Below are 12,711 nucleotides of genomic sequence, written 5' to 3' on the forward strand. Positions count from 1 at the left end.
GGCGCCATCATACACCCAGGACTTCGTGGAGCTGCGTCATGCGGTCCGGCAGCTCGCCGACCGGAAACCCCGCCACCACCTTGCCGTGCTCCATCAGATAGAAACGATCGGCGACACGGCTGGCGAAGCGGAAGTTCTGCTCCACCAGCAGGATCGTCATGCCGCGCTTTTTCAACGTCGCCAGCAACGCGCCAATGCGCTGCACGATGACGGGGGCCAAACCCTCCGTCGGCTCGTCGAGAAGCAGCATTTTCACACCGGTTCTCAACATGCGCGCGATCGCCAGCATCTGCTGTTCGCCGCCCGACAGCCTCGTGCCTGGACTGTTGCGCCGCTCCTTCAGATTGGGGAACAGGTCGAAAATCTCCTCGACGCTCATGCCGCCCTGCGCGACGACCGGCGGCAGAACCAGGTTCTCGTCGACGGTCAGCGTCGCGAAGATACCGCGCTCCTCCGGCACGAAGCCGATGCCTTGATGCGCGGTCCGGTGCAGCGGCAGCCGCATCAGATCCTGGCCGTCGAAAGCGATCCGGCCGGTTCGCTTGCGGATCAGCCCCATGATGGCGCGCAGCGTCGTCGTCTTGCCGACGCCGTTGCGGCCGAGCAGCGTGACCGTCTCGCCGGCAAACACCTCCAGATCGACGCCGTGCAACGCATGGCCCTCGCCATACCAGGCGTTGAGGCCGCTGACTGCAAGCAGAGGTGCGGCACTAGTCATCGGCGGTGCCCATATAGGCGATCTTGACGCGCTCGTCGCGGCTGACGCTGGGGTAGTCGCCGGCGGCCAACACCTCACCGCGCTGCATGACCGTTATCCAGTCGCAAAGGTCGGCCACCACAGTCAAATTGTGCTCGACCATCAGAACGGCGCGATCCCTGGCCACCGAACGGATGAGGTTGGAAACGGTGGCCACGTCCTCATGCCCCATGCCGGCCATCGGCTCGTCCAGCAGCAGCACTTTCGGGTCGAGCGCCAGGGTCGTGGCGATCTCGAGCACGCGTTTCCTGCCATAGGAAAGGTCGCCGGCGAGCCTGTTCCTGGCGTCGTCGAGACCGACCGAGCGCAGCAATTCCTCGGCGCGCGGCGTCAGCCGGTCGAGCGCCGCCAGCGAGCGCCAGAACTGAACGCTGAGCCCGCCCGGCCGCTGCAGCGCGACGCGCACATTGTCGAGCACGCTGAGGTGCGGAAAAATCGCCGATATCTGGAACGAGCGCACCAGGCCCATCCGCGCGACCCTGGCCGGCGAGGTGCGGGTGATGTCGTGGCCGAGCAGCTCGATCCTGCCGCTGGTCGGCGCCAGGAACTTGGTGAGCAGGTTGAAGACGGTCGTCTTGCCGGCGCCGTTGGGTCCGATCAGGGCATGGATGTTGCCATGGCGGACATCGAGATCGACGTTTTTGACGGCGATGAAGCCGGCAAAGTCGCGCCGCAACCCGCGGGCGGAAAGCACCACAGGCGGCTCGTTCGCGCTCAGGTCAGTCGGCGCCATCGGCCGCGCCGATCACTGGCCGGCCGTCGGACAGCCGCTTTCCTTTTCGCTAAGGAAGGCCTCGTTGCCAGGAATGGTGGCGAGATATTTGTAGTAGTCCCACTCCTTGGTGCTCTCGGCTGGCGACTTGACCTGATAGAGGTACATGTCATGGACCATGTTGCCGTCCGCCTGCACTTTGCCGTTGGTTATCGCGGCGTCGTCCACGGGCATCGAATGCAGTTGCTTGGCGACCGCTTCGGTCTCGTCCGTGCCGGCCTTGTCGATCGCTTTCAGGTACTGCGTCACCGCCGAATAGGTCGAGGCCTGGATCATGTTCGGCATGCGGTTGGTGCGCTTGAAAAAGCGCTGCCCGAATTCGCGGCTCTTGTCGTCGCGATCCCAATAATAGCCTTCGGTCAGCACAACGCCCTGCGCCGCTTGAAGGCCAAGCCCATGCACCTCGGCCAGCGTGAACAGGAGTGCGGCAAGACGCTGACCGCCCTGCACGATGCCGAATTCGGCCGCTTGCTTGATCGAGTTGGAGGTATCGAGGCCGGCATTGGCCAGGCCGATGACCTTGGCGCCCGACGATTGCGCCTGCAGCAGGAAGGACGAATAATCGGTCGATCCCAGGGGATAACGCACCTCGCCCAGCACCTTGCCGCCATGGCTCTCGACGAACTTGGTGGTCTGATCCTTCAGCGAATAGCCGAATGCATAGTCGACGGTGACGAAGAACCAGCTGTCGCCGCCCTGCTGCACGAGAGAGCCGCCGGTGCCCACCGCTTGCGAATGTGTGTCATAGGCCCAGTGGAAGCCATAGGGCGAGCATTGTTTGCCGGTCAGCTCCGTGGTCGCCGCGCCGGTGACGATGTCGATCTTCTTCTTTTCCTTGGAAATCCCCTGGACGGCGAGCGCCACCGAAGAGGTCGTCAGTTCCATGATGGCATCGACCTGTTCGGTGTCATACCACTGCCGCGCGATGTTGGAGGCGATATCCGGTTTGTTCTGGTGGTCGGCGCTGATGATTTCTATCGGCGCTCCCTGCACCTTGCCGCCGAAATCCTCGACCGCCATCTTGGCCGCCTCGACCGACCACTTGCCGCCGAAATCGGCATAGACGCCCGACTGGTCGTTGAGGATGCCGATCTTGACCTTGCCGTCGGAAATTTCGGCGGCCGAGGCGGGGATCGCGGATGCGGCGAGAAGCGCTGCGGAAACGAAAAGGCTTACCTTCATGGTTGACTTCCTCCCATAGCGATGAATCCGACCGACCCTCCTACGATCGATCATCGCAATGGTATTGAACATGAGGAAGATAGGGACAGAGGGCAAGAGGCCGTCCCGGATTTCGTGTTCGAAGCGATGCGCTTTGGGGACAGAATGCCGGCGTTGAGCCCGAGATAGAAACACAAACACGTGAACCGCGACCCGCGGCGGTACTTGCCTCAGCCCTCGGCGGCGACGAGGTGGCCGTTGCCGACATCCCTCAGCGCCAGTTTCAACGGCGCCTCGCCGATCCTGCGGGTGGCGCTCGGGATCTCCTGGTCGAGGCGGGCGAAGCGGCTTCGCCGCTTAGCCGGATCGGGCACGGGCACGGCTTCGATCAGCCGCCTGGTGTAGGGATGACGCGGGTTGGAAAAGACCTGGTCGCGCGTGCCCATCTCGACGATCTGGCCGAGATACATGACGGCGACGCGGTCGGAGATGTTCTCGACCACAGCCATGTCATGCGAGATGAAGAGATAGGCGACGCCGAATTCGCGCTGCAATTCCTTCAACAGATCGAGCACGCGCGCCTGCACCGAGACGTCGAGCGCCGAGACGCTTTCGTCGGCGATGATCAGCTTCGGCCGCAGCGCAAGGGCACGCGCAATACAGACGCGCTGGCGCTGGCCGCCGGAGAATTCATGCGGATAGAGTTCCATCTGATCGGCCGACAGGCCGACGCGCTCGAACAGCGCGGCCACACGGTCGCTGCGCTCTTGCTTCGAGGCGATGCCATGGATCAGCAGCGGCTCGGCGACGAGTTCGCCGACGCGCATGCGCGGGTCGAGCGAGGCGTAGGGATCCTGAAAAATCATCTGCACGTCGCGGCGCACCGCCTTACGCTCGTCGCGGCCAAGGCCCGACAGATTGCGCCCGCCGATGACGATGTCGCCGCTGAAAGGCACCAGTCCGGCCAGCGCCTTGGCAGTGGTCGACTTGCCGCAACCGGACTCGCCGACCAACGCCAGCGTCTCGTTGGGCGCGATCGAGAAGCTGACGCCTTCGACGGCGTGAACGCGCCGGTTGACCCGACCGAAGAAACCGCCATGCAGGTCGAAGCGGACATGCAGGTCCTTGACCTCGGCGACATTGGCCGATGCCGTCGTCGTATCGGCCTCCCTGGATGTCTGTCGGCCGACGCCGCTGCCGATGCGCGGTACGGCGGCAAGCAGTTCGCGCGTGTAGTCGGCTTGTGGCCTGGAAAAAATGTCGGCGGTTTTCCCCTCTTCGACCATGCGGCCATGCCGCATGATGATGACGCGGTCGGCCATTTCGGCGACGACGCCCATGTCGTGGGTGATCAGGATGACACTGGTGCCGTGCTGGCGCTGCAGGTCGCGCAGCAGCTCCAGCACCTCGCCTTGCACGGTGACGTCAAGTGCCGTCGTCGGCTCGTCGGCGATCAGCACGTCCGGCTCGAGCGCCAGCGCCATGGCGATCATCACCCGCTGGCGCATGCCGCCGGACAGTTCGTGCGGAAACTGCTTTAGCCGGCTTTCGGCTTCCGAAATGCGCACCGCTTTCAGAGCCTCGATGGCGCGCCGGCGGACTTCGCCCTGCGACAGGCTGGTGTGTGCCTCAATGGATTCGGTGAGCTGCCGGCCGATCGACAGCACGGGGTTGAGCGAGGTCATCGGCTCCTGGAAGATCATGGCGATGCGGTCGCCGCGGATGCGCCGCATCCGGCGCTCGTCCAGAGTTGTCAGATCTGTATCGCCGAGATGGATTTTCCCAGACGATATGCGTGCCGAGGGCTGCGGCAGCAATTGCATGATGGCCAGTGCGGTCATCGATTTGCCGGAGCCGGATTCACCGGCAATGCAGAGCGTCTCGCCACGCGCCAAAGTCAGCGACAGGTCGGAGACGACCTCGCGCTCGCCATCTTCGCCGCGCACGCTGACGCAGAGGTTGGCGATGTGGAGGATGGGTTTGCTGGCGGCGATCATTGCGCGTGTGACCCGGAGGGGGATTTACTCCGGCACACCCCCCTCTGTCCTGCCGGACATCTCCCCCGCAAGGGGGGAGATTGGCGGCTTTGCCGCGGCGTCCATTCGTCACCGTTGAAAAGTGGCGAAGCCCGTCGTGACATCCGATCTCCCCCCTTGCGGGGGAGATGTCCGGCAGGACAGAGGGGGGTGCAGCGCCGGCCCAACCTCATTCAAACACGCAGCGCGGGAAGTAGAACGACACCACCCAGTTCGGCATGTCGACGATCTCGCTGATGCGGAGATCGCCGCAGACCGAGGCCAGCATGTAGGCCTCGACGGGGTCTATTCTGTAGCGGGTGGAAAGCAGGTCGACCATCTGGGCAACCGCCTCCTTTGCACCCGTCATCAGGTCCGGCCCAACTCCCGTCGTCACCTCATAGCCCTTGGCGTCGAGATGGCGCGTCACCGGGCCTGGCGTGGTGAAGCGCGGCGTCTTCAGCCTGGCATCCTTGACCAGGTCGAGCTTGAGCACGACGTCCATCGGACTTTCGATCGCCGTGCCGCAGACCTCGCCGTCGCCTTGCGCGGCATGGGTGTCGCCGACCGAAAACAGCGCGCCCGCCACTTCCACCGGCAGGTACAGCGTGGTGCCGGCGGCGAGATCGCGGATGTCGAGATTGCCGCCGACGCGTCTTGGCGGGACCACCGAGTGGTGACCCTTTTCCGCCAGGGCGTTGCCGATGGTGCCGGCGAAGGGTTTCAGCGGCACCCTCGCATTTTTGCCGAACAGCGCCGGCTCGAGCGAGGCAGCGTCGTACTTCCAGATGTTCAGCGCCGGCTCCTTGAAGTCGTCGGCGAGCAGCCCGAAGCCCGGAATGTTGGCCGTCCAGCCGAAGCCGGACGGTTTGAACATCTCGATCGTCACCTTCAGTGCGTCACCCGGCTCGGCGCCCTCGACGAAGATCGGCCCGGTCACCGGATTGACGGTGGCGAAGTCGAGCTTGGCGACGTCGGCGACCGTGCTGTCGGCCTTCAACTGGCCACCAGAGGAATCCAGGCACTGGAACTCGATGGTCGAGCCGGGCGCCACCCGCTCGACCGGGGCAAACGAATTGTCCCAGCCGAAATGATGTTGGCGCCCGTGGATGGTGTAGTCGCAGTTATTGCACATCTTTTACGTACACATTGTCGTAGTTGATCGGGATATGGACCGGGTCGACATAGAGGTTGTCGGCGCCGCCCATGCGCGCCGATTTCATGGTGAAGCGCTGCTCGTTGAAGACCGGCGCCCAAGGCGCGTCCTCCATCACCTTGTCGTAGATGGCGCTCCACATCTTGTCGCGTTCGCCAGCCTTGGCGGGATCGACCACCGAGTCGGCCTCGGCCGCCTTGGCGTCGAGATCCTTGTTGCAGTACCACGACCAGTTCCAGCCGCCCGGCACCGCACCGGCGCAGCCGAGGATCGGGCCGTAGAAGTTCGACGGATCGGGGAAGTCGGCGATCCAGGCCATGCCGCCGGACCAGATCATCGGTGCGCCGGCCTTGTCGCCGCCGGCGGCAATGACATTGGCCTGCGCCAGCGACTGGATGCTGGCCTTGATGCCAATGGCCGCCAGGTCCTGCTGGATCGCCTGGGCGATGCGCGGGTTGGGATCGGTGTTCATGGCGAACAATTGCGTCTCGAAACCATCGGGATGGCCGGCCTCGGCAAGCAGGGCCTTGGCCTTGGCGACGTCATAGGGATAGCCCTTGTATTCCTTGTCGTAGCCCGGCATCGACGGCGGCAGCGGCTGATTGGCCGGCACGGCGCGGCCGTTGATGATCTGGATCACGCGCGCCTTGTTGATCGCCATGTTGACCGCCTGGCGCACCTTCACATTATCGAACGGCGCCATGGTGGTGTTCATGGTGACATAGCCGGTGTGCAGCTGGCCGCCTTCGACGACGCGCGCCTTCTGCTCGGGATCAGCCATCACCTCCTGGAATTTTGCCGGCGGAATGCCGTCGCCGGGCACGTCGATCTCGCCCTTCTGCAGGCGCAGCAGCGCAACGATCGGCTCCTGGCCGATCTCGAAGGTGATCTTGTCCAGATGCGGCAGGCCCTTGTGCCAATAGTCCGCATTGCGCTCGAAGACGATGCGCTGGCCGAGTGTCCACTCGGCGAGCTTGAAGGCGCCGGTGCCGACCGGATGCTTGCCGAAATCGGCGCCGTATTTCTCGACCTCTTCCTTCGGCACGACATGCGAGAAGTTGATGGCCATGACATGCAGGAAGGTTGCGTCGGGGCGGGTCAGTTCGAACTTGACCGTGTAGGGGTCGACGACGGTGACGCCGGAGAGGCTCTCGGCCTTGCCGGCGGCGACATCGTCATAGCCCTTGATCGAGCCGAAAAAGCCGGCGCCGGGGCTCTGGGTCTTTGGATTGGTGACGCGGTCGAGCGAATATTTCACGTCGTCGGCGGTCATTTCGCGGCCATTGTGAAATTTCACGCCATGGCGCAGCTTGAAGGTGAAGGTCTTGCCGTCGGGCGAGATCTCGTTGCTTTCGGCGAGGTCGGGTTTCAAATTGGTGGTGCCCGGCTCGTAGTCCATCAGCCCGTCGAACAGGCTCTTGATCATCGACCAGTTCTGCCAGTCATAACCGATCGCCGGATCGAGCGTGGCGACATCGTCCTTGTAGGTGATGGTGATGGCGCCGCCCTGCTTGGCGTTCGGGTCGACGGCGTCTTCGGCGCGAACACTTGTCATGCCGAGCATCAGCGCCAGCGCCGATACCGCTACCGTGGATGCGAGAAACTTTTTCATTTTTATGTTCCCTTTCTCTGTCTGGTTTTCATTTTCATCTGAGCTTGATGCGGGGGTCGATGAAGGGCGCGATGACGTCGGCCAGCAGATTACCGAGCACGATGGCGAAGGCCGAGATCAGGGTGACGCCCATGATGATCGGGATGTCCACGCGCTGGATGGCCTGCCACGCCAGCTGGCCAATGCCAGGCCAGCCGAACACGCTTTCGACGACGACAATGCCACCCATGAAGATGCCGATGTCGATGCCGATCATGGCGATGACCGGCAGGATGGCGTTGGGCAGTGCATGGCGGAACAGGATGGCTCGCCGCGCCAGGCCCTTGGCGCGGGCGGTGCGGACATAATCCTGGCGCAGAACATCGATCATCGACGAGCGCATCATGCGGGCGTACCAGCCGGCGCCGAGTATGCCCATGGTCAGCGACGGCAGCACGAGATGACGCCAGGTGCCATAGCCGCCGATCGGGAACCAGCTGAGCCGCACGGCAAAGACGTAGAGCAGCAGCAGGCCGACGACGAATTGCGGCGCCGAAACGCCGACGAAGGAGGCGACCATCAGCGTCTGGTCGGTGGCGGTACCGCGCTTGACGGCAGCGATCAGGCCCATGCTCAGGCCGAGCAGCAGCTCGCACAGGATGGCGCCGACCATCAGCAACAAGCTGGCCGGCAGCCGTGAGACGATCAGCTCGGTGACTTCGGAGCGCTGGATGTAGGAGCGGCCGAGATCGCCGCTGATGAGCTTCGTGAGATAGCGCCAGTACTGGACGATGAAGGGCTGGTCGAGGCCGAGCTGCTGGCGGATGTTCTCGACCGTCTGCGGCGTGGCGCTGCGACCGGCGATCTGGCGCACCGGATCGGCGGGCAGGAGATAGAGCAGCGCGAAAGTGATCAGCGAGACGCCGAGCAGGATCAGCAGCGACTGGATCAGGCGGCGGCCGAGATAGGCGATCATGCCCGGCCCCTCTGCGTCGGATCGAGGATGTCGCGCAGTGCGTCGCCGATCAGGTTGAAGGCCAGCGCCAGCGCCAGGATCGCGGCACCGGGGAAGAACACCAGCCAGGGTGCGGCCTGGAAATAGGTCTGGTTCTCGAAGATGATGTTGCCCCACGACGCCGTCGGCGGCTGCACGCCGATGCCGAGGAAGGAGAGTGTCGCCTCGAGCAGCACCGTGGTCGAGATGCCGAGCGTGCCCCAGACGATGATGGTCGGCAGCAGATGCGGCAGGATATGGCGAAACAGGATGCGCGGTGCACTCGCCCCAATGGTGCGTTCGGCGTCGATGAATTCGCGCTCGGCCAGCGAAGAGGTTTCGGTGTAGATGACGCGGGCGGTCTGCACCCAGTTGACCAGCGCGATGACCATGGCGACGATCCACAGGCTGGGCTCGAACACCGCCGCCAGGCAAATGGCGAGCAGCAGTGCCGGAAACGCCATCATCAAATCGGTGAAGCGCATCAGCGCGCTGCCGATCCAGCCACGGAAATAGCCGGCGACAACACCGACCAGCGTGCCGATGAACAGCGCCACGCCATTGGCGACGATGCCGATGATCAGCGAGGTGCGGGCGCCGTAGAGGATGCGGGTCAACAGGTCACGGCCGAGCAGGTCGGTGCCCAGCCAGAATTTTGCATCCGGCGGCAAGGGCGAGCCCTCGATGGTCAGGCCGTCGAACATCTGCTCGTTGGGATCATAGCCAGTCAGCCATGGCGCCAGCACGGCGCCGGCAACGACAATGGCGACGATCATCAGCCCAAGCAGTGCGAGACGGCGCCTGACCAGCCGGCGCCAGACGCCGGCGCGTGGTTTGACCGGCATGCGCCCTGGCGCGGTGAGATCAGGCGCGATGGGACTGGTCATCGCCGCCTTCTTCCCCTGTTGCTTCTTCACTTGTCATTGCCACGATCCGCCGCGCGGCATCCTCGACGCTGATCTGCCAGCTCATAGCCAGCGAGCGAAGCTGCGCATAGGCGCGGCCGTCATCGGTGCCTTTCGCCAGTGCGGTGACCGCGCGCACGATGGTCTGGCGCTCGGCGACGCGCTGGCGAAGCGAGGCAATCTCACTGGCCAGGTGTTTTCGCGCCTCGAAACTCTGGCGCGCGATCAGCAGCGCGCTGTAGACGCCGGCATTGCCGACCGGCTTCAGGAGCTGGGCATCGGCCTTGTGCGACAGCGCCCATTCGATGCGGCCCGGCGCCTCGGAGCCGATCAGCGCCACCAGCGGCATCGGCGCCTCGCCCGGCTTCCAGGGGAACTGCTCGTCGAAACCGAGATCGGCGTCGAAGAACACGAAATCGGCCGCCAGCGCCTCGGGCGGCAGTTCCGGCCAGCAGTCCAGCGTGATCAGGCCGATGGCCGACAATTGCCTGGTGATCGCCTGCACCGTCGGATGCGGGCGATGCAGGATAAACGCCTTGGCGCCGCCGAGATTGGGGATGCGTGGGGCTCTCGTCACGACACCACCCTCAGGCGTGGGCGGCCGAATGTTTTTGCCGGGTCGTAGCGCGACAGATAGGGATCCGGCGCGACTTCGTCTTCGCGGCTGACGACCTCGAAGAAGCCGTCCGCGATCCGCCCGATGATCACCGGCAATGTGGCGTGCTGCGAGTGCGCGTCGATGGCGATCGGCCCGAGCCGGGTGGAGAAGCGGCGTTCTGCGAAGGCTCTGGAAAATTCCGCCGGACCGGCTTCGGGATTGCTGGAGAGCACGTCGGCCATCACCTGCACGGAGGCATAGGCGGAGGCCTCGAAAGACGAGGCGAAGGCGGCCGGCCGCGGCGCGAAGTACGGCCCGACCGATAGATGTCCCTTGCCGGATTCACCGATCGCCGGCAGCTCACCTTCGGTGAGGTTGCAGGAGATGACGGGACAAGTCTCGGGACTGAAGGCGGCATCCTCGTGACCTAGGTCGCGATAGGCCGCGAGGAAGGCGTAGGACGAGGTGCCGATCAGGTTGTTGAGGATGAAGTTCGGCCGCGTGGCGCGGATTTCCGCGATCAGACGCGACACGTCGGTCTCGCCGATGCGCAGATAGCGTTCGCCCAGAACCTTGCCGCCGGCATCGGCGATCAGGTCGCGGGCGACGCGGTTCATCTCCCAGCCCCAGATATAGTTCGAGCCAAGCAGGAAACCGTTGGCGCCGAAACGCGGCACGACATGCGCCATCAACGGCACCAGATGCTGGTTGGGGCAGGCGTGCATGTAGACGACGTGCTCGTTGGCCTCGAAGCCCTCATAGGGGCAGGCGTACCACAGCATGCCGCCCGCCTTCTCGAGCACCGGAATGGTTTCCTTGCGGCTCCACGAGGTGACGCACCCGACGACATGGCGCGCGCTGCTGGTCCTGAAAATATCCTCGCACAGCGTTGCGTAGCGGTCGGCATTGCTTTGCGGATCGCGCTCGACCGGCACCAGTTCGATACCTGAGCTGCGATCGGCGTTGATGTCGGCGATGGCGCGCATGGCGCCGATGCGGCACGCATCGGAGACGAGCTGATAGCTCCCCGAGCGGGAATATAGGACGCCGATCTCGATACGCCGTTTCAAACAGATCCCCAAAATGACAATGCCTCGCAGCCAGCGCCGGGAGGGCGAGGCATACGAGGCATTCTTGCCGCCCGGCGATCAGAGCCGGTATTTTGCGCTAGCGTATTCTGTCCGGCGGGTCAGTCAAGCCCTCAACGATATTTGCGTGACCGTCATCGCCGTTTCGCTGCCACTGGCCTCTGACCGTGTTGACGCGCATAGGTCACGCAGGCGTCCACCGTGCTGACACAAAGCGCGTCGCGCCTGTTCGGCATATTGTTGTCGCCGGCGTAGGCAACTTCGGCGACGCGACCGTCGACCATGCGAATTTGCGTATCGCAATAACCGCCGGGAGCGACATTGACGGAGCCACCGACCGCCGGGATCGCGCCCAATGCCATGGTTGGGACGACGATGCTGAGATTGCCGCGCTGAACGACGCGCTTATAGGACCAGATCTGGCCCGATCGGCCGGCGTCCGCGGTGGCGGTCGGAAACCCCGCGCACATGCGGACGTCGGCTTCGCTGAGGCCGACCATCTCCTTGCGAGCCGCCGCCGCGGTGGGGTCAACCTTGGCCACGCGCGACGTATCGTCGGGAACGACGCAGGAAGACTGGATGCCAACGAAGAGAATAGGAAGGGCAAGCTTTTGAATGCAGGAAAATATCATGCCGACCGTCAGATTGGTCCGATGTCAGATTTGCGTGGCACCCGCCGCTCCTTTCTACCTAGGCAGGCAGGCGAAGGGATCAACCCGTTCAGCTTCACGAAAAAGTGGCTGTGGCTGCAACATCGAGGATTGCGCGTCACGGGGTCTGCATTTCACGCAGGATCAATGGCCCTGCAAGTGCTTCCGGCGCCAGGCGGCGGGCGCTTCGCCGACTCGCGCGCGAAAGAACCGTGAAAAATACGCCGGGTCGTCGAAGCCGATCTCGTAGGCGATGTCCTCCACCGTGCGTACGGTGAACAGCAGCAGGCGCTTGGCCTCCAGCAGCCGCCTTTCGCTGACGACCCGCTTGACGCCGGCGCCCAGAACCGCATGGGCAGCCTTGTCGAGAAGATGCGGCGTGGTGGCCAGCGCCTCGACGTAGCGATCGACCGGCCAGTTGTCGCGGAAATGCGTGTCGGCGAGCCGACGCAGGCCCCGCGCCAGCGAAGCATCGGAAGAGGCGGCGGAGGCGGTCACGCCGGGGCTGAGGCGCGCAATTTGGGAGAGTGCGACGGCGATCAGCGCCGGCAGGACCCTGTCATTGCCGGCTTGCGCCTCGGCATATTCGGCGGCGATCATCTCCAGCACCGCCGCCAGTCTCGCCCACGCTGCGTGTCGTGGCAGACCGTCGGCAAAGACCGGCCTGTCCAGCGGCAGCAGGCTGTGAGCGGCGATGGCCGCGAGCGCGCCGTCGGCGACCGAGACGACGATGGCATCGGTGCCGGGTCCGATCGAGAAGCCATGCACGACAGCGCTCGGCACGAAGCTGACGGCAGGCGCCGAAAAGTCCCAGGATCGGTCTTCGATACGGTAGGTGCCGGAGCCGCTGGTCCAGTAGGTGATCTGGCCCATCTGCGGATGCTTGTGCGCCGCAACCTGACCAAGATGGATATTGCTGCGCGCAAGCACCGTCTCGACATGCAGGAAACCGACATCGAGCGGCCGCACAGGCTCGCCATAGACGAAGAAGTCGGGGATGGAATTCTGGCTCATGGCGCCTGAA

The 12,711-nt window shown here is 64.2% G+C and carries 12 protein-coding genes; all 12 read right to left on the minus strand.

The features are described 5' to 3' along the window. Positions 1-7: 7 nt before the first annotated feature. The gene (locus NKI69_RS08190; protein ID WP_023810814.1) at positions 8-718 is read right to left on the minus strand and encodes an ABC transporter ATP-binding protein; all 711 of its coding nucleotides are present in this window, start codon (positions 716-718) and stop codon (positions 8-10) included. Then, the gene (locus NKI69_RS08195) at positions 711-1,490 is read right to left on the minus strand and encodes an ABC transporter ATP-binding protein (RefSeq protein WP_352720912.1); all 780 of its coding nucleotides are present in this window, start codon (positions 1,488-1,490) and stop codon (positions 711-713) included. The genes NKI69_RS08190 and NKI69_RS08195 overlap by 8 nt, the downstream gene beginning before the upstream one ends. 12 nt (positions 1,491-1,502) lie before the next feature. Next, on the minus strand, positions 1,503-2,711 hold the full coding sequence (locus NKI69_RS08200; protein WP_027040146.1) for an ABC transporter substrate-binding protein: 1,209 nt from the start codon (positions 2,709-2,711) through the stop codon (positions 1,503-1,505). 209 nt (positions 2,712-2,920) lie between these two features. Continuing rightward, entirely contained in the window at positions 2,921-4,687 is a 1,767-nt protein-coding gene (locus NKI69_RS08205; RefSeq protein WP_352720914.1) for an ABC transporter ATP-binding protein, read from the minus strand. Between the two features lie 208 nt (positions 4,688-4,895). Further along, positions 4,896-5,840: an acetamidase/formamidase family protein gene (locus NKI69_RS08210; RefSeq protein ID WP_352720916.1), complete on the minus strand. Its 945-nt coding sequence runs from the start codon at positions 5,838-5,840 to the stop codon at positions 4,896-4,898. Next, positions 5,830-7,425: an ABC transporter substrate-binding protein gene (locus tag NKI69_RS08215; protein WP_502900163.1), complete on the minus strand. Its 1,596-nt coding sequence runs from the start codon at positions 7,423-7,425 to the stop codon at positions 5,830-5,832. Before NKI69_RS08215 ends, NKI69_RS08210 begins: the two co-directional genes overlap by 11 nt. 82 nt (positions 7,426-7,507) lie before the next feature. Further along, on the minus strand, positions 7,508-8,428 hold the full coding sequence (locus tag NKI69_RS08220; RefSeq protein WP_023810821.1) for an ABC transporter permease: 921 nt from the start codon (positions 8,426-8,428) through the stop codon (positions 7,508-7,510). After that, complete coding sequence (locus NKI69_RS08225) at positions 8,425-9,291, minus strand: ABC transporter permease (protein ID WP_196815320.1); 867 nt, start codon at positions 9,289-9,291, stop codon at positions 8,425-8,427. Before NKI69_RS08225 ends, NKI69_RS08220 begins: the two co-directional genes overlap by 4 nt. Before the next feature lie 19 nt (positions 9,292-9,310). Beyond that, the gene (locus NKI69_RS08230) at positions 9,311-9,928 is read right to left on the minus strand and encodes an ANTAR domain-containing response regulator (protein ID WP_023810823.1); all 618 of its coding nucleotides are present in this window, start codon (positions 9,926-9,928) and stop codon (positions 9,311-9,313) included. After that, positions 9,925-11,019, minus strand: a complete 1,095-nt coding sequence (locus NKI69_RS08235; protein ID WP_352720921.1) for a transporter substrate-binding protein — start codon at positions 11,017-11,019, stop codon at positions 9,925-9,927. The genes NKI69_RS08230 and NKI69_RS08235 overlap by 4 nt, the downstream gene beginning before the upstream one ends. A 152-nt stretch (positions 11,020-11,171) precedes the next feature. Beyond that, a complete protein-coding gene (locus NKI69_RS08240) occupies positions 11,172-11,579 on the minus strand; it encodes a hypothetical protein (protein ID WP_245273201.1) in 408 nt (135 codons plus the stop codon). Between the two features lie 252 nt (positions 11,580-11,831). Continuing rightward, positions 11,832-12,701 (minus strand): helix-turn-helix domain-containing protein, encoded by an 870-nt coding sequence (locus NKI69_RS08245; RefSeq protein ID WP_352440627.1) that lies wholly within the window; start codon positions 12,699-12,701, stop codon positions 11,832-11,834. Between the last annotated feature and the right edge of the window lie 10 nt (positions 12,702-12,711).

The sequence above is a fragment of the Mesorhizobium sp. M0491 genome (genome assembly GCF_040321265.1).
GTDB lineage: Bacteria > Pseudomonadota > Alphaproteobacteria > Rhizobiales > Rhizobiaceae > Mesorhizobium.